The sequence below is a fragment of the Sphaerisporangium krabiense genome (assembly GCF_014200435.1).
GTDB lineage: Bacteria > Actinomycetota > Actinomycetes > Streptosporangiales > Streptosporangiaceae > Sphaerisporangium > Sphaerisporangium krabiense.
In genome coordinates this window covers 3,779,885-3,797,668 of record NZ_JACHBR010000001.1, presented here as the reverse complement: position 1 = coordinate 3,797,668, position 17,784 = coordinate 3,779,885, and the positions used below count along the sequence as shown (strand labels likewise).

The following is a 17,784-nucleotide window of genomic DNA, read 5'->3' as shown; positions in this document are numbered from 1 at the left end:
CGCCGTAGTAGGTGCCGGGATTCGCCGACCTGCGTCCCGTCGTCGCGGCGCCCTTGATGGGGTCTCATCGTGGCGGAGCGAGAGGTTCCGGAGGTCGTGGCAGGGATGCGCGAAGGTCCCCAGGAGTTGTTGTCAGGCGTCACGGGTCGATCGGGGTGCGCGGTAGCGCCCAGAGAACACAGCCCGAGCCGGAGGCGAGGCCCATACCCCGGGCGCAGCTCCGCGGTCGTTTTCTCCGCGGGGCCCGGCACTGGGCGCCGTCTCGGCATGGCCGTGCCGCTACGGAAGCCGGCGGGGGAAAAGAGTCCTGGAAATGCAGGAAGGGCCACCCCGGAGCCCTGCGGCTCCTGGATGGCCCTTCCTGCTATTCGAAAAATTGTCCGGCGGTGTCCTACTCTCCCACACCGTCCCCGGTGCAGTACCATCGGCGCTGGAAAGCTTAACTTCCGGGTTCGGAATGTAACCGGGTGTTTCCCTTCCGCTAAAACCGCCGTAACCCCGTGAAACAACCAACCGAGCACACCACCCTGCCAACCACCCCACACACGCACCCAGAGGTGCATGCCTGCGATGTTGGTATCGGTGTGGGTCTCAGGTTTGATGTCTCTGAGATCACACAGTGGACGCGAGCACCACCCGCGCAGCGGGTGTTGTTGCTTTGTGGTCAAGTCCTCGGCCTATTAGTACCGGTCAGCTCCACACCTTACGATGCTTCCACACCCGGCCTATCAACCCAGTCGTCACCTGGGAGCCTTACCCCCCTCACAGGGGTGGGAGACCTCATCTCAAGGCAGGCTTCCCGCTTAGATGCCTTCAGCGGTTATCCCTCCCGAACGTAGCCAACCAGCCATGCCCTTGGCAGAACAACTGGCACACCAGAGGTTCGTCCGTCCCGGTCCTCTCGTACTAGGGACAGCCCCCTTCAAGTCTCCTGCGCGCGCAGCGGATAGGGACCGAACTGTCTCGCGACGTTCTAAACCCAGCTCGCGTACCGCTTTAATGGGCGAACAGCCCAACCCTTGGGACCTACTCCAGCCCCAGGATGCGACGAGCCGACATCGAGGTGCCAAACCATCCCGTCGATATGGACTCTTGGGGAAGATCAGCCTGTTATCCCCGGGGTACCTTTTAGCCGTTGAGCGACGGCGCTTCCACAAGCCACCGCCGGATCACTAGTCCCAGCTTTCGCTCCTGCTCGACCCGTCGGTCTCACAGTCAAGCTCCCTTGTGCACTTACACTCGCCACCTGATTGCCAACCAGGCTGAGGGAACCTTTGGGCGCCTCCGTTACCCTTTAGGAGGCAACCGCCCCAGTTAAACTACCCACCAGACACTGTCCCCCACCCGGATCCACGGGCGCGGGTTAGACATCCAAAACGACCAGAGTGGTATTTCACCAATGACTCCACCCGAACTAGCGTCCGAGCTTCACCGTCTCCCACCTATCCTACACAAGCCGTCCCAAACACCAATGTCAAGCTGTAGTGAAGGTCCCGGGGTCTTTCCGTCCTGCTGCGCGTAACGAGCATCTTTACTCGTAGTGCAATTTCGCCGGGTCTGCGGTTGAGACAGCGGGGAAGTCGTTACGCCATTCGTGCAGGTCGGAACTTACCCGACAAGGAATTTCGCTACCTTAGGATGGTTATAGTTACCACCGCCGTTTACCGGCGCTTAAGTTCTCACCTTCGCCACACTCGCGTGTAGCTAAGCGGTCCCCTTAACGTTCCGGCACCGGGCAGGCGTCAGTCCGTATACATCGTCTTACGACTTCGCACGGACCTGTGTTTTTAGTAAACAGTCGCTTCCCCCTGGCCACTGCGACCCCCACCAGCTCCGGACGCACGGTCCATCACCAGCGAAGGCCCCCCTTCTCCCGAAGTTACGGGGGCAATTTGCCGAGTTCCTTAACCACAGTTCACCCGATCGCCTCGGTATTCTCTACCTGACCACCTGAGTCGGTTTAGGGTACGGGCCGCCGGCACACTCACTAGAGGCTTTTCTCGGCAGCATGGGATCACCCACTTCACCACAATCGGCTCGGCATCACATCTCAGGATAATAGAGCGCGGATTTGCCTACGCTCCTCCCTACATGCTTACCCCAGGAACAACCATCGCCTGGGATGGGCTACCCTCCTGCGTCACCCCATCGCTTACCTACTACCAGATCAGGCCAGGCGTTCACCCTCACCCGGCTCCCGAAGGAACCAGGGGGTTAAGGACCCTTAGTATCACTGGATTCGATATGGGCGCGTGCCCGCGGGTACGGGAATATCAACCCGTTGTCCATCGACTACGCCTGTCGGCCTCGCCTTAGGTCCCGACTTACCCTGGGCGGATTAACCTAGCCCAGGAACCCTTGGTCATCCGGCGCAGAAGTTTCTCACTTCTGATTCGCTACTCATGCCTGCATTCTCACTCGCGTGGAGTCCACGACTCGTTCACACGGCCGCTTCACCCTCCACACGACGCTCCCCTACCCACCCACACACCTGGATGCGCAAAACGCACCGGGCTACACGTGTGAGTGCCACGACTTCGGCGGCGTACTTGAGCCCCGCTACATTGTCGGCGCGGAATCACTTGACCAGTGAGCTATTACGCACTCTTTCAAGGGTGGCTGCTTCTAAGCCAACCTCCTGGTTGTCACTGCGACTCCACATCCTTTCCCACTTAGCACACCCTTAGGGGCCTTAGTCGGTGGTCTGGGCTGTTTCCCTCTCGACCACGGAGCTTATCCCCCGCAGTCTCACTGCCACGCTCTCACTTACCGGCATTCGGAGTTTGGCTGACGTCAGTAACCCGGTAAGGCCCATCAGCCATCCAGTGCTCTACCTCCGGCAAGAAACACGCAACGCTGCACCTAAATGCATTTCGGGGAGAACCAGCTATCACGGAGTTTGATTGGCCTTTCACCCCTACACACAGATCATCCCCCAGGTTTTCAACCCTGGTGGGTTCGGTCCTCCACACGGTCTTACCCGCGCTTCAACCTGCCCATGCGTAGATCACCCCGCTTCGGGTCCACAGCATGCGACTCAAACGCCCTATTCAGACTCGCTTTCGCTACGGCTCCCCCACACGGGTTAACCTCGCCACACACCATGACTCGCAGGCTCATTCTTCAAAAGGCACGCAGTCACATCACAGACAAGAGCAAGCCCTCGTCTACGCTCCTACGGCTTGTAGGCACACGGTTTCAGGTACTATTTCACAACCCCTCACCGGGGCGCTTTTCACCTTTCCCTCACGGTACTCGTGCACTATCGGTCATCAGGGAGTATTCAGGCTTACCAGGTGGTCCTGGCAGATTCACACAGGATTCCTCGAGCCCCGTGCTACTTGGGATACCCTCAAGAAGCCGACACGATTTCACCTACCCGGCTCTCACGGTCTACGGCGCCCCTTCCCAGAGGCTTCGGCTATCGCACCGGTTTATCACTTCCCAGGAGAACGGCAGCCCTCCCACGAGAGTCCCACAACCCCACACACGCAACGCCTGCCGGCTATCACACGCGCATGGTTTGGCCTCATCCGCTTTCGCTCACCACTACTCACGGAATCACTATTGTTTTCTCTTCCTACGGGTACTGAGATGTTTCACTTCCCCGCGTTACCACCAACCGCCCTATACATTCAGACGGCGGCGACACCACATGACTGGTGCCAGGTTTCCCCATTCGGACATCCCCGGATCAACGTCTGGTTGGCGACTCCCCGAGGCTTAACGCAGCCTCCCACGTCCTTCATCGGCTCCTGATGCCAAGGCATCCACCGTGTGCCCTAAAAAACTTGGCCACAAAGATGCTCGCGTCCACTATGCAATTCACAAACAACAAACGAGACCACCAGCCCAACCCGCCACCAAACACCCACCAACCCGACAGCCCAACCCCTCACACAAGAGAAGAAGAACCGACACCAGGCAGATGAGCCGGTATGACAGAAGACCGGTCCCGACCGAGAAGAACACGCACCGCACAAGCAACGAGACCGCCACCGCAACCAGAACAACCTGGTCACTCCAGCGGCCCCGCGCAAACGGCCCGTTTCCTCAGGACCCAACAGTGTGTCCGGCCGACCCCACCCTCCGAACTCGCGTTCCTGAACCGGCCCTCCTCACGGAGAGCGGCAGTACTAGCAGGCTCAGACGAGCTGGGCTCGACCGAATAGCCAGTGCTCCACTAATGAGCGTGCCGATGGGCAAGACACTCGCTTGCCGACATCGGACATGGACCCGTTCGTGTGCGCGGTGCGCACCCGGCCGGGCCGGTGCTCCTTAGAAAGGAGGTGATCCAGCCGCACCTTCCGGTACGGCTACCTTGTTACGACTTCGTCCCAATCGCCAGCCCCACCTTCGACCGCTCCCCCCCTTACGGGTTGGGCCACGGGCTTCGGGTGTTGCCGACTTTCGTGACGTGACGGGCGGTGTGTACAAGGCCCGGGAACGTATTCACCGCAGCATTGCTGATCTGCGATTACTAGCGACTCCGACTTCATGGGGTCGAGTTGCAGACCCCAATCCGAACTGAGATCGGCTTTTAGGGATTCGCTCCGCCTCACGGCCTCGCAACCCTCTGTACCGACCATTGTAGCATGTTTGCAGCCCAAGACATAAGGGGCATGATGACTTGACGTCATCCCCACCTTCCTCCGAGTTGACCCCGGCAGTCTCCCATGAGTCCCCGCCACCCCGAAGAGCGCGCTGGCAACATGGAACAAGGGTTGCGCTCGTTGCGGGACTTAACCCAACATCTCACGACACGAGCTGACGACAGCCATGCACCACCTGTCACCCAGTCCAAAGGAGGGCCCTGTCTCCAGAGCTTTCCGGGCGATGTCAAGCCTTGGTAAGGTTCTTCGCGTTGCGTCGAATTAAGCAACATGCTCCGCCGCTTGTGCGGGCCCCCGTCAATTCCTTTGAGTTTTAGCCTTGCGGCCGTACTCCCCAGGCGGGGCGCTTAATGCGTTAGCTACGGCACGGGACCCGTGGAAGGACCCCACACCTAGCGCCCAACGTTTACAGCGTGGACTACCAGGGTATCTAATCCTGTTCGCTCCCCACGCTTTCGCTCCTCAGCGTCAGGTAAGGCCCAGCAAGCCGCCTTCGCCACCGGTGTTCCTCCTGATATCTGCGCATTTCACCGCTACACCAGGAATTCCGCTTGCCCCTACCTACCTCTAGCCAGCCCGTATCCACCGCAGACCCACAGTTAAGCCATGGGCTTTCACGGCAGACGCGACAAGCCACCTACGAGCTCTTTACGCCCAATAATTCCGGACAACGCTTGCGCCCTACGTATTACCGCGGCTGCTGGCACGTAGTTAGCCGGCGCTTCTTGTGCAGGTACACGTCAACTTCGTCCCTGCTGAAAGAGGTTTACAACCCGAAGGCCGTCATCCCCCACGCGGCGTCGCTGCGTCAGGCTTCCGCCCATTGCGCAATATTCCCCACTGCTGCCTCCCGTAGGAGTCTGGGCCGTGTCTCAGTCCCAGTGTGGCCGGTCGCCCTCTCAGGCCGGCTACCCGTCGTCGCCTTGGTAGGCCACTACCCCACCAACAAGCTGATAGGCCGCGAGCCCATCCCCAACCGAAAAAACTTTCCACCCCGCACGATGCCACGCAGGGTCCTATCCGGTATTAGACCCGGTTTCCCAGGCTTATCCCAGAGTTGAGGGCAGGTTACTCACGTGTTACTCACCCGTTCGCCGCTCGAGTACCCCGAAGGGCCTTTCCGCTCGACTTGCATGTGTTAAGCACGCCGCCAGCGTTCGTCCTGAGCCAGGATCAAACTCTCCAAACAATGTCTGGAAAAAAATCCCGGCGAGCATCCGTCCAACCGGACGCGATGCCAACCAAAGGAATCATCCACCACCACACCCAGAAGGCATGGCGGACGGAGGATCATGCATGATTCATGCACTGGCTTTTAACACACTGTTGAGTTCTCAAGAAACGGACGCGTACACCATCACCCGAACCCTGCGACCAGGACCCGAACTCCGGGGCTTCCATCTCGTTTTCTACTTTACCAGTTTCAGATGCTTGGGCCAAATCAAGTGACTCGACCCGATGCGTCTGGACTTGCTAAAGTATAACACCCCGTTTCCAGGGCAACCCCTCGAACTTACCAGGACATCCGGACAGACGCAACCAAACCACGTCTAACCGGAGGAACCGGACGGCAGAGAGGGTCTGGGCAGGCCGACATCCCTGAAGATTTTTTGGATCTTTCGGGGCCTGATCGCCGCCCAACGAGGGAAAACTCTAGCAGCATCCCAGGAGTGCCCGACGCCACTTTGGTGGCAGGTAAACCTTTGACCCCTCTCAGCCATCCCAAATGCAGGCGATCCGCGCATGGGCAACCGGTCGGCAAGTCATCCGCAATCGCCAGCCGTTACGAAGAGGGTGCGGGGCTCCGCAGGCATCAACCCCGGTGCCTGGAGCCCGCCCGTGGAGGTGGTCATCATGACGCGGTCGGAGTTCGACGACATCCGCGCTCACATCGCGGCCGAGGAGGGGGACTGTGACAATCTGTTGCAGCTCGCCCGCACCTTGCTGGACGATCTGGAGCAGGCGCGCCTGCGCGAAGCGACCCTTCGTGCCCGCTACTTGAACCTTCTCACCGCCGCCCGGGCGACCATGGCCTCGCACGCGGTGGGAGAGGGCGATCCGCTGACGTTCCTGCGGCACGAGTTGGACAAGAGGGGGCAGCTCCCCTCCGGCGACGAAGAGGTGTCGCGCATCCTTTCCGACGCCCGTACCGCGGAGATGCTGCTCGGCCTCTTCGAGGACAAGCCGCAGGGCCGTCCAAGGACCAGCGCGCGTCTGCGCCGGTGCGCGGGAGCCGGCCGCCGCCTGCCTCGCTGACGGGACCCGGTCATTCCGGCGGAGCCATCTCACGTGTCGAGATGACGGGCTTTGCCGGGACATGAGGGTCGTCCTGGAAGACTTCCCGCATGTGGAAACGAGGGCTGAACTGGGCCGCCGTCACGCTGGTAGCGGTGTTCGGCCTTCTCTGGCTGGGCGTGGTGGTGTTCGCCGCCACGAGCACCTCCGGATGGTTGCGGATCGTTCAGGCCGTCTTCAGCGTCTCCCTGATCGGGTGGGCGATCAGGAAGTCGACGCTGCTGATCAGGGCCACGACCTGAGCCTTCCGCACCCGGAGCGCCTCCGCCGCCCGGCGCGTCCGGTGTCCTCCCGGGCCTCACTTGGCGTCCGCGTAGCAGGAGACCGCGACGGCCTGCATGGGGATGCGCACGGGTGTATCGCCGAACAGGAGACGGGTGGCTTCCTCTGCCGCCCGCGTGACGGCCGCGGAGACCTCCTCGGCCAGCTCTCGCGGGCAGTGCACCATGACCTCGTCGTGCTGGAAGAACACCAGCCTGGCGGGGTCGGGCAGCAGCCCGCGCAGCAGCGCCATGAGCGTGAGCGCCCATTCGGCCGCGGTGGCCTGGACGACGAAGTTGCGGGTGAAGCGGCCCCGGTCGCGCGCGGCCCTGGCGCCCTCGGGCCCGGAGACGAGGGCCAGCCACCGGGCGGACGGCGGCGGGCTGGTGCGGCCGAGCCAGGAACGGACCAGGCGGCCGTCCTCCCCCGCCTTGGCGGCGTCCTCGACGAAGGCGTAGGCGTGGGGGAAGCGCTGCCGCATCATGGCGAGCAGCTTGGGAGCGTCGCCGCTCGTGCCGCCGTACATCGCGGAGAGCATGGCGATCTTGGCGTTCTCGCGGGCGCCGCCGAACGCCTGGGCCAGGGCGGTGTAGAGGTCGATCTCGCCGGCCGCGCGCGCGAAGCCGCGGTCGCCGGCCATGGCGGCGAGCACGCGGGGTTCGAGCTGCGCGGCGTCCGCCACGACCAGGCGCCACCCCTCGTCGGCCACGACCACGCGGCGCATGACCTTGGGGATCTGCAGGGCGCCTCCCCCGCTGGTGGCCCAGCGGCCGGACACGACGCCGGCGACGACGTACTCGGGCCGGAAACGGTCGCCGCGCACCCATTGGTGGGCCCAGGCCCAGCCGTGGAAGCTGTGCAGCCGGGCGAGTTCCTTGTACGCCAGCAGGGGCGCGACCGCGGGGTGGTCGACCTGCTTGAGCTCGTGGGAGCGGGTCGAGGCGACGCTGACGCCGGCGGACTTGAACGCTTTGAGTATCTGCTGCGGGGAGTCGGGGTTGACGGTGACGCCGAAGGCGGCGGAGATCTGGTCGACGAGGGCCTGGAGCTTGGCGGGGCGCATGCCGTGGACGGGGCGGGGGCCGAGCAGTTCGGTGAGGAGCCGGTCGTGGACGTCCTCACGCCAGGGCATGCCCTCGTGGCGCATCTCGGCGGCGATGAGGGCGCCCGCGGACTCGGCGGCGACCAGGAGGCGGAAACGGGCGGGGTCGCGGGTGGCCTCGATCCTCTTCAGCTGGTCCTCGTAGATCTCGACGGGGTCGATCATCGGGGGCTCGGGTTCGAAGAGGGTGTCCTGGACGGCGTGGGCGCCGGTGTTGTCGTCGGGGACGGGGAGGCCGTGCAGGCGTGCGTAGGCGGCCTCGGCGGATCTGGGCTCGCCGTAGCGGCCCTCGTGGGCGAGCAGGAGGGCCTCGGTGAGCGTGAGGTCGTGGCAGCGGGCCAGGCGCAGGCCCTGGGCGAGCAGGCCGGGGTAGAGGGCGCGGGTGTCGGCCCAGACCCAGCGGGGCCGGGCGGAGCCCTCCAGATCGGCCATGGCGCGCGCGAGATCGTCGACGCGCCGGGGCTCGGCTCCCATCGGTCGCAGCGCGCCGCCGTCCGCGTCCGCCGTCACCGCGATCCGCATATCCGCACGATATCCGAGCGGTCCGACAGTCTTTCGCTCATGGGTTCGAGTCCCGGCGGTGACCGTGTGATCATTGCGCGGGCACGGGCGCGTGGCGGAGTCTGATCACATGCTCGCGCTGATGAAGGCATGCCATCCGGGTCCCACGCTCGTCGTCACGGCGGCGGGGTGCGCGCTCGCGATCGTGGTCGGCAGAGGGGTCGTGGGGACGCTGATCGTGGGAGCCGCCGTGCTCGCCGGGCAGCTCTCGATCGGGTGGAGCAACGACTGGATCGACCGCGTCCGGGACCACGCCTCGCGGCGGGCCGACAAGCCGCTCGCGGACGGATCGGTGGCGCCGCGGGCGGTGGCGCTGGCGGCCTTCGCGGCCCTGGCGCTGTGCGTGCCGCTGTCGCTGGCGGCGGGCGTCCTGGCCGGGGTGGTGCATCTGGTCGCGGTGGCGTGCGGGTGGGCGTACAACCTGCGGCTGAAGAGGAGCGGACTGTCGCCGTTGCCGTTCGCGGTGGCGTTCGGCCTGCTGCCCGCGTTCGTGACGCTGGGCCTGCCGGACCGGCCGTGGCCGGCGTGGTGGGCGCCGGTGGCGGGCGCGCTGCTGGGCATGGGCGCGCACTTCACCAACGTCATCCCCGACCTGGACGACGATCTCGGCCAGGGAGTGCGCGGGCTGCCGCACCGTCTCGGGCCCGCGGCTGCCCGGGTGGGGGCGGCGACGCTGCTGGTGGCGGCCTCGGTGGTGATCGCCCTGGCACCCGAGGACCGCGGCGGCGCGATCACGGTGGCCGGGCTGGTGGCCGTGGGGCTGGCGCTGGCGGGCGGCCTGATCGCGGCGCGGCGGTCGGTACGGCAGGCCGCGCTCGGGGTGACGGTCGCGGTCGCCCTGATCGACATGGTGATGTTCGTGGCGCAGGGCGGGAGCCTGGTCTGAAGGCCGGGAACACGACGAAGGCCCGGTCCTTGATGGACCGGGCCTTCCTTGGTAGCGGGGGCAGGATTTGAACCTGCGACCTCTGGGTTATGAGCCCAGCGAGCTACCGAGCTGCTCCACCCCGCGTCGGCTTGCACAACAGAGACTATCGGCAGGGAAGTGCGGAGGCAAATCACGGCGCACGGGCCGGCGGGGGCTCCGCCGGCCCGTGGCCCTCACTAGGAGCCGGACTTCGTCGGGGTCGGCGAGGGCGTCGCGGTGGGCGCCGCCGCCGCCGACGAGGCAGGGGTGGGCGTCGGCGAGGGGGTGGGCGCCGGGGACGCCTGCTGCTTGCCGAGGGTCGACTGGAGGTCCTTCAGGGCCTGGGCGAGCCGTTTCTGCGCCTCGCCGTAGGCCGCGAAGTCGCCGTTCTTGAGGGCCGCCTGACCGTCGTCGTACGCCTTCTGGACGTTGTCGTACGCCTTCATGGCGTCCGTCGGGACCCCGGTCTGCTGGTTCGGGGGCTGCTGGTTCGGGTTGGTCGGGGCCTGCTGCCCGGCGCCGAAGACCTGGTCCAGCGCGTCCTTGAGCGTGCCGCCGATGCCGACGTCCGAGCCGAACATGACGAGCACCCGGAACAGGGTGGGATAGCGCGCGGAGTTCTCGTCCTTCGGCTGGACGTAGACCGGCTGGACGTACAGCAGGCCGCCGCCGAACGGCAGCGTGAGCAGGTTGCCGTTCACGGTCTCGGTCGTGCCGCCGATGCGCAGGTCGTTCAGGACGCTCGCGGCCTTGGTGTCGAACGCGTTCTGCGCCTGTTTGGGGCCCTGGATCGTGGTCTCGCTCGGCAGTTGCAGGACGCGGATCTTCGCGTTCGGCCCGCCGGTCGCGTCCACCGCCATGAACGCCGCCAGGTTGTCCCGGTTGTTCGGCACCATCGTGGTCGTGAGCGAGAAGCGCGGAGTGGTGTCGTTCGGCATCTTCATCGTCACGTAGTACGGGGCCTGCTTGACCCTCGACCGCGGCGAGGGGTCGTCGGGCACCTTCCAGAAGTCCTGGCCGCCGTAGAAGGCGTTGGCGTCGGTGACGTGGTAGTTGCCGATCAGGTCGCGCTGCACCTTGAACAGGTCCTCGGGGTAGCGCAGGTGGGCCATCAGCTCGGTGCTGATCTTCGACTTCGGCTGGATGACGCCGGGGAAGGCCTTCTCCCAGGTGCGCAGCAGGGGGTCGCCGTCGTCCCAGGCGTACAGCGTGACCGTGCCGTCGTAGGCGTCGACCGTGGCCTTGACCGAGTTGCGGATGTAGTTGATGTGGTCGCGCGGCTGCTGCGGCGTGAGCTGGCGCTCGGTGGAGGTGTCGCGGGTCATCTCGCCGAAGCTGCGCCGCTCGGAGTAGGGGTAGCTGTCCGACATGGTGTAGCCGTCCACGATCCACACGATGCGCCCGCCGACGATCGCCGGGTACGGGTCGCCGTCCAGGGTGAGGAACGGGGCGACCTGCTCGACGCGCTGGCGCGGGGCGCGGTTGTAGAGGATGCGGGACTGGCTGTTGATGTCGGACGACAGGAGCAGGTTGGTCTCGCTGTACTTGGCGGCGTAGAGCAGGCGGGTGAAGAAGTTGCCGATCGGGACGCCGCCCTTGCCGGTGTAGGTGGTGTTGACCTGGCCGCTGCCCTGCCCGCCGGCGGTCTGCTCGGGGAAGTCGAGCTCCATCTTCTTGCCGCCGCCGACGATCGAGTACTGCGGAGAGTGCTCGCCGAAGTAGATGCGCGGCTCGAAGTCGCCGAGGCCCTTGGTGGGCGGGATGTCCTTCACGAGGAAGTCCGGCTTGCCCTGGGCGTCGGTCTTGCTTCCCTGGCCGGCGACGAAGCCGAAGCCGTGGGTGTAGACGAGGTGATCGTTGATCCAGTTGCGGTCCGGCGGGGTGCCGATCTCGCGGACGGCGACCACCGTGTCGCGGGACACGCCGTCGATGGTGTAGCGGTCGACGTCGAGCTGGTCGGGGAACTGGTAGTAGCCCTTGATCTGCTGGAGCTGCTCGTAGGTGGGCGGCAGCACGGTGGGGTCGAGCAGGCGCACGCCGGGGATGGTGGCGACCTCGCTCTGCAGCTCCTGCTGGGTGCCCTGGGTCTTGGCGCTGTACGGCGTGACCTCGGTGGAGGCTATGCCGTAGGCGTCTCTGGTCGCCGTGATGTTGCGGGCGATGTAGTCGTGCTCTTTGCTCTGCTGGTTCGGCTTGACCTGGAACTGCTCGACCAGCGCCGGGTAGACGCCGCCGACCAGGACGGCCGAGAGCACGAGAAGGCCGAAGCCCACGCCCGGGAGCATGCCGCCCGGGCGGAAGACGCCCGCGAAGAAGAGCAGGGCGCAGATGAGCGCGATGATCGCGAGGATGCTCTTGGCGGGGAGCACGGCGTTGACGTCGGTGTAGGAGGCGCCGAACACCTTGCCGCGGTCGGAGAACACCAGGCCGAAGCGGTCGACGAAGTAGGCGATGGCCTTGAGCAGGACGAACAGGCCGACCAGGACCGACAGGTGGACGCGGGCCGCGCGGGTGGCGTGCACGCCGGGCGACTGGAGGCGGAACCCGCCGTACAGGTAGTGGACGATCGCGGAGACGACGATCGAGATGATGACCGCGGTGAACAGGAAGTTCAGCAGGACCCGGATGAAGGGGTAGGTGAACATGAAGAACGAGACGTCCATGCCGAACTCGGGGTCGGTCTTGCCGAACGGCGTCGCGTTCACGAAGAGTAGCCAGGTCTTCCACTGGCCCGCGGTCGAGGAGCCGGTGAACAGGGCGAGGACCGCCATGCCGGCGATGAAGATCAGCTTGCGGTGGGGGTCGAGGGCGGCGCGGTAGCGGTCCGCCCCCTGGGAGGGGCCGCCGCCGAACATGCCCATGCCGAACAGGGGGCGCGAGCGGTAGGCGATGACCATGTTGCCGCCGACGATGACGCCCATGATGAGGGCGCCGAGGACGAACAACAGGATCTGGGTGATCACCGTGGTGGAGAACACCGAGGTGTAGCCGACGGAGTCGTACCACAGCCAGTCGGTGAAGAAGCCGGCGAACACGAAGAACAAGATCACGATCGCGATCAGTGTGATCGCGACGGGAATGAGAAGCCGCGGCCGGCGGGGCAATCGCATCGCCCGACCCGCGCCGGGGTTCCGGAAGGTCAAGGCCCACCCCTAGGTTTCACGAGTAACGGTCCGTGTCTGGCAACCTACACCGGTGGCGGCGCGGTCACGCTTGGAGCCCTGACCGCGTCCTGGCCACGATGTGTGCCCGGGACGTGGCGAAACAGGACTCGAAGAAGCCTTGGCGCACGCGCGCGCCGGCCAGAGGCGGCGCGCGCGTACATGTGGCCCAACGGCTCGCGCGCGCGGCTGGTTCCCCGCGCGCGGCCGGGCAGAGGAAGATCGCGGGGGCGCGCTCAACGGACCTGGCAGCCCGGCACCGGCCCGGAGCCGGTGCGCAGCGTGTCGATCGCCTGGACGGCCTCGTGCATGGTGCTCACCTTCACCAGGCGCAGCCCCTTGGGCACGGCCTGGACGGCGTCGGCGCAGTTGTCGGCGGGGGTCAGGAAGATCGTGGCACCGGCGTCGCGGGCGCCGATCATCTTCTGCTGGATGCCGCCGATCGGGCCGACCTTGCCGTCCGGCGTGATCGTGCCGGTGCCCGCGATCGACTTGCCCCCGGTGAGCGCGCCGGGGGTGAGCTTGTCGTAGATGCCGAGCGAGAACATGAGGCCGGCGCTCGGGCCGCCGACGTCCCCCACGTTGACGTTCACGGCGAAGGGGAACTTGAACTGGGTCCCCATGATCATGCCGACGATGGGGCCGTCCTTGCCGGCGACCGTGGGGACGCGCAGGGTGGAGCTCTTGCCGTCCCTGACGATGCCGAACTCGACCTCCTCGCCCGCCTTGTGCTTGCGCACCCCGGCGGAGACGTCGTCGATGGTGCGGACGGCCGTGCCGTTCACGCTGGTGATCTCGTCGCCGGCGCGCAGTCGGCCGTCGGCGGGCTTGCCCTTCTGGGTGGAGGCGACGGCGACGATGACCTTGATGGGGATCTTGAGCTCGTTGAGCGCCGCGGCGGTGGCGTCCTGCTGGGAGGTGCTCATCTCCTGGGTGTTCTGCTGCTCGACCTCTTTGACGGTCACGGTCTTGGGGAAGATGGTCTCCTCCGGGACGACCGCCACATCGGGGTCCATCCAGCCGCGCAGGGCGGTGAGCAGGTCGATGCGCGCGCCGGGGCCGCCCTGGTAGGCGACGGTGACGAGGCTGAGCTTGCCGGACGTCGGGTAGGTCTCGCGGCCGGAGATCGTGATCACCGGCTTGCCCTTGACGTCGCCGAGGGTGTTCTCGGTCGGCCCGGGACTGAGCGCGACGTAGGGCACGGGGAGCAGCGCGCCGGCGCCGCCCAGCAGCAGCGTGAGGACGCCCGCCACCATCAACGTCAGACCTCGTCGGGACATGGTGGAAACTCTATGCGCTCACCGCGACCACCCTGGCGCGGACACACGCGGACGCACATAGGGCGGACATCCAGGTCATCGCAGGCGTCCGCCCGCGAGGATCAGTCGCAGGCGCCGACCCATTCGGCGGACCCGTCGGTGAAGCGCTGGTGCTTCCAGATCGGCACCTCGGCCTTGAGATCGTCGATGAGACGCCGGGACGCCTCGAACGCCTCGCCCCGGTGCGGCGCGGCCACGGCGACGATCACCGCGATGTCGCCGAGCGCGAGGTCTCCGACCCGGTGGACGGCGGCCAGGGCCGTCACCCGGTGGTCGGCGGCGACCTTCTCGGCGACGCGGCGCAGGGCGTCGAGGGCCGAGGGGTGCGCGGAGTAGGACAGCAGGGTGACGGGCCTGCCGTGATCGTGGTCACGCACGGTGCCGACGAAGAGCGCGGTGCCGCCGGCGGCGTGGTCACCGACGGCGGCGAGCACCTCGTCCACGGACAGCGGCGTCTCACGAACGTCGAGCAAACGGATCACGTCCACGCCACGAGGGTACCCCCGCCGCTTCGAGCGGACAGGGGACCCCCGTCAACCGCGCCGCTTGCGGCGGGCCCTGCGGACGATGGCCGCGGTGCCGATGACGGCGACGGTGGCGCCGGCGGCGGTGATCGTGGCCTCCTTGCCGGACAGGCGGCGTCCGACGACGGCGTGCCGGCCCTCGCCGAGTTCGAGGAGCTGCTGCAGGGCGGCCTCGTTGGTCCAGGCCGGCTTCCACCCGGCGGCGCGCAGCGAGGCGCAGTCGACCACCCACGGGTAGACGACGTAGTGGAGGTCGGTGGCGGGGGCGGGGGTGATGCCGAGCCGGTGCAGGCGCTGGGCGGTGCCGAAGGTCAGCCCGGCGGGCAGCTCGAAGCGGCGCAGCCCGGAGATCTCTTCGACCTGCTCCATCTCCAGCCAGCCGTCGCCGCCGACGGTGACCACGCCCGAGACCAGGCCGAGCGCGGCCATCTCCAGCGCCGAGACCAGGTCGTCCACGTGGCAGAACTGCCAGCGGGGCTCGGATCCCTTGACGGTGAGCAGGCGCGGCGCCTCGAAGTGGCGGGTGACCACGGTGTCGACGCCGGGGCCGACCACGGCGGCGGGCCGCAGCACGGTGACCTCCAGGCCGGGGTGGCTGCGAAGGCTCCGCCGGACCAGCGCCTCGATCTCCAGATGGTCGCCGACGACGCCGGAGTCGGGCTCGGCGGCGACGGGGGCGTCCTCGGGCAGCGGCACGGGGTTGTCGGGCGCCGCGCCGTAGACCATGGCGCTGGTGACGAGCACGACGCGCCGGACGCGGGCGGCGGCGGACGCGGTGAGCACGGTCTGGGCGGCGCGCAGGTTGTAGGCGCGGCGCTCGCCGGGGTCGGAGTCGAGGCTGTAGTCGGTGGCGAGATGCACCAGGACGTCCACGTCGGAGACGCGGTTCGCCAAGAGCGGATCCCGGACGTCGAGGACCCGCCACGTGACGTCAGGGACGTCGCCCCGCTGGTCGTCGATCGCCACCACGCGGCGGAAATCCGCAGACGAGGCGACCCGGGAGAGGAATTCTCTCCCCAGCCCCGAGGCCGCGCCGGTGACGGCGACGACCGGTGGCCGGAGGCGTTTCGAGGTAGGCACCAGGTCCTCACTTTGCACTGATCCGCCCTGCGACGGATAACGTGGCGGATGTGGACTCCTCCATCCTGCACGAGGTAGAGCAGTGACTGACCTGCCAGGTCGCGAAAACGACCCCAATGAGAATCCCTTCGCGATGTTCGGCGATCCGGAGCAGATGGCCGCGGCCATGCGGCAGTTCGCCGACATGCTCTCGGCCCCGCAGGGGTCGGGGCCGGTCAACTGGGACATGGCCAAGAACATCGCGCGTCACGCCGTGGTGGCGGAGGGCGACCCGAGCGTCATGGAGGGCGAGCGCCGCCAGATCGTGGAGGCGCTGCGCCTGGCCGACCTCTGGCTGAACGAGGCGACCGCGCTGCCGAGCGGCCTGGACGGCCCCGAGGCATGGAGCCGTTCGGAGTGGATCGAGAAGACCGTCCCGGTGTGGAAGCGCCTGTGCGACCCGATCGCGGCGCGCATGGTCGAGACCATGGGCGGCACGCTCGGCACCCTCGGCGGCGGGGCCGAGGCCCAGGCGATGGCCGCCCAGCTCGGCCCGCTGATGGGCATGATGCGCCAGATGGGCGGCATGATGGTCGGCAGCCAGATCGGCCAGGCCCTCGGCACCCTCGCTCCCGAGGTGATCGGCTCCTCCGACATCGGGCTGCCGCTCTCGGAGACCGCGGCGCTGCTGCCGGGCGGCATCGCCGCCTTCAGCCACGGGCTGGAGATCCCGTCCGAGGAGATCCGGCTGTACCTGGCCCTGAGGGAGGCGGCGCACCACCGCCTGTTCCGGCACGTCCCGTGGCTGCGCACGCAGCTGTTCGGCGCGGTCGAAGAGTACGCCAAGGGCATAACCGTGGACACCTCCGCGCTGGAGGAGCAGATCCGCGGGCTGGACGTCAGCAACATGGAGCAGCTCCAGGAGGCGCTGAGCGGGAGTGCCCTGCTCAAGCCCGAGGAGAGCGAGCGGCAGAAGGCCGCGCTGGCGCGGCTGGAGACCCTGCTCGCCCTGGTGGAGGGCTGGGTCGGCACGGTCACGGACGCCGCCGCCGAGGGCAAGCTGCCGTCGGTCGCGGCCCTGTCGGAGACGGTGCGCAGGCGCCGCGCGACCGGCGGCCCCGCCGAGCGCACCTTCGCCACTCTGGTCGGCCTGGAACTGCGCCCCCGCCGGCTGCGCGAGGCCGCCGCGCTGTGGCAGGCCCTGGCCGCCGACCGCGGCGTGGACGGGCGCGACGCCGTGTGGTCCCACCCGGACCTGATGCCCACGGCCGCCGACCTCGACGATCCTCAGGCGTTCGTCCGGGGCGAGACCCGGTTCGACCTGTCGGACCTTGAGGAGGGCAAGCCGGACGACGAGCCCGGCTCCGGCCCGAAGGCGCCCGGGGACGCATGACGCTGCGCGAGGACGCCCGTGCCGCGCTGGCGCGCTGGACGGCGCCCACCCCGGCCGAAGAGGCCCTCCGGCTGGAGTTCCTGGAGCACGTGGACGCGCACGAGGACGCGATGTGGCGCTCGTGCGCGCCGGGGCACCTGACGGCGACCACGGCGGTGCTGTCGCACGACGGCGCCAAGGTGCTGCTCACGCTGCACCCCAAGGCCGGCATGTGGCTGCCCATGGGAGGGCACTGCGAGGTGACGGACGCCTCGCTGGAGGCCGTCGCGCTGCGGGAGGCCGTGGAGGAGTCCGGCATCCCCGGGGTGAGGCTGCTGCCGGGGCCGCTCGCGCTGGACCGCCACCGGGTGTGGTGCCACTCCCCCTATAGCTGGCATCTGGACGTCGAGTACGGGGCGGTCGCACCGCCGGGGGCCGAGTACGTGATCAGCGCGGAGTCGCTGGAGCTGCGGTGGGTGCCGGTGGACGACATCCCCGAGCCGACCGACGAGGCGACCCGCCGGCTGGCCAGGCGCGCCCGTGCCCTGCTGCCGGACCAGCCGCCCCTCACCCCCGGACGTGCCCCTCACGACGCCGTCTGACCATGGTG

10 protein-coding genes, 1 tRNA gene and 3 rRNA genes are annotated in these 17,784 nt (G+C 67.1%); 5 read left to right on the top strand and 9 right to left on the bottom strand.

What is annotated here, in order from left to right:
* Positions 1 to 378: 378 nt before the first annotated feature.
* The 3 genes from rrf to BJ981_RS16815 all read right to left on the bottom strand — a co-directional run bounded on the left by rrf (position 379) and on the right by BJ981_RS16815 (position 5,802).
* Positions 379 to 495: ribosomal RNA gene (gene rrf, locus BJ981_RS16825) — 5S ribosomal RNA — on the bottom strand.
* Between the two features lie 165 nt (positions 496 to 660).
* Positions 661 to 3,797, bottom strand: a 23S ribosomal RNA gene (locus BJ981_RS16820).
* Between the two features lie 485 nt (positions 3,798 to 4,282).
* A 16S ribosomal RNA gene (locus tag BJ981_RS16815) occupies positions 4,283 to 5,802 on the bottom strand.
* The 16S, 23S and 5S rRNA genes sit together here, the layout of an rRNA operon.
* A gap of 665 nt (positions 5,803 to 6,467) precedes the next feature.
* Here BJ981_RS16815 and BJ981_RS16810 point away from each other — a divergent pair.
* Together BJ981_RS16810 and BJ981_RS16805 are read left to right on the top strand one after the other, a co-directional pair.
* Complete coding sequence (locus BJ981_RS16810) at positions 6,468 to 6,869, top strand: hypothetical protein (protein WP_184612271.1); 402 nt, start codon at positions 6,468 to 6,470, stop codon at positions 6,867 to 6,869.
* An 89-nt stretch (positions 6,870 to 6,958) separates the two neighbouring features.
* A complete protein-coding gene (locus tag BJ981_RS16805) occupies positions 6,959 to 7,150 on the top strand; it encodes a hypothetical protein (RefSeq protein WP_184612270.1) in 192 nt (63 codons plus the stop codon).
* Positions 7,151 to 7,206: 56 nt separating this feature from the next.
* Here the strand turns inward: BJ981_RS16805 and BJ981_RS16800 are convergent, their stop codons facing one another.
* Entirely contained in the window at positions 7,207 to 8,793 is a 1,587-nt protein-coding gene (locus BJ981_RS16800) for a bifunctional 3'-5' exonuclease/DNA polymerase (protein WP_184612269.1), read from the bottom strand.
* 109 nt (positions 8,794 to 8,902) lie between these two features.
* On the opposite strand from BJ981_RS16800, the gene BJ981_RS16795 reads away from it, so the two are divergent.
* Positions 8,903 to 9,718: a UbiA family prenyltransferase gene (locus BJ981_RS16795; protein WP_184612268.1), complete on the top strand. Its 816-nt coding sequence runs from the start codon at positions 8,903 to 8,905 to the stop codon at positions 9,716 to 9,718.
* 49 nt (positions 9,719 to 9,767) lie between these two features.
* Here BJ981_RS16795 and BJ981_RS16790 read toward each other — a convergent pair.
* From BJ981_RS16790 to BJ981_RS16770, 5 genes are all read right to left on the bottom strand, one after another.
* Positions 9,768 to 9,844, bottom strand: a tRNA-Met gene (locus BJ981_RS16790).
* Between the two features lie 92 nt (positions 9,845 to 9,936).
* Positions 9,937 to 12,849, bottom strand: a complete 2,913-nt coding sequence (locus tag BJ981_RS16785; protein ID WP_184612267.1) for a UPF0182 family membrane protein — start codon at positions 12,847 to 12,849, stop codon at positions 9,937 to 9,939.
* A 287-nt stretch (positions 12,850 to 13,136) separates the two neighbouring features.
* Positions 13,137 to 14,180, bottom strand: a complete 1,044-nt coding sequence (locus BJ981_RS16780; RefSeq protein WP_184612266.1) for a YlbL family protein — start codon at positions 14,178 to 14,180, stop codon at positions 13,137 to 13,139.
* A gap of 101 nt (positions 14,181 to 14,281) precedes the next feature.
* The gene (locus tag BJ981_RS16775; RefSeq protein WP_184612265.1) at positions 14,282 to 14,707 is read right to left on the bottom strand and encodes a molybdenum cofactor biosynthesis protein MoaE; all 426 of its coding nucleotides are present in this window, start codon (positions 14,705 to 14,707) and stop codon (positions 14,282 to 14,284) included.
* A 45-nt stretch (positions 14,708 to 14,752) separates the two neighbouring features.
* Complete coding sequence (locus tag BJ981_RS16770; RefSeq protein WP_184616192.1) at positions 14,753 to 15,826, bottom strand: NAD-dependent epimerase/dehydratase family protein; 1,074 nt, start codon at positions 15,824 to 15,826, stop codon at positions 14,753 to 14,755.
* A gap of 130 nt (positions 15,827 to 15,956) precedes the next feature.
* Between BJ981_RS16770 and BJ981_RS16765 the strand changes: the two genes are divergently transcribed.
* Both BJ981_RS16765 and BJ981_RS16760 read left to right on the top strand, forming a co-directional pair.
* Positions 15,957 to 17,195 carry a zinc-dependent metalloprotease gene (locus tag BJ981_RS16765; RefSeq protein WP_184612264.1) on the top strand — a complete coding sequence of 413 codons (1,239 nt, stop codon included), beginning with the start codon at positions 15,957 to 15,959 and terminating at the stop codon, positions 17,193 to 17,195.
* Complete coding sequence (locus tag BJ981_RS16760; RefSeq protein ID WP_184612263.1) at positions 17,192 to 17,776, top strand: NUDIX hydrolase; 585 nt, start codon at positions 17,192 to 17,194, stop codon at positions 17,774 to 17,776. The genes BJ981_RS16765 and BJ981_RS16760 overlap by 4 nt, the downstream gene beginning before the upstream one ends.
* The last annotated feature ends 8 nt before the right edge of the window (positions 17,777 to 17,784 follow it).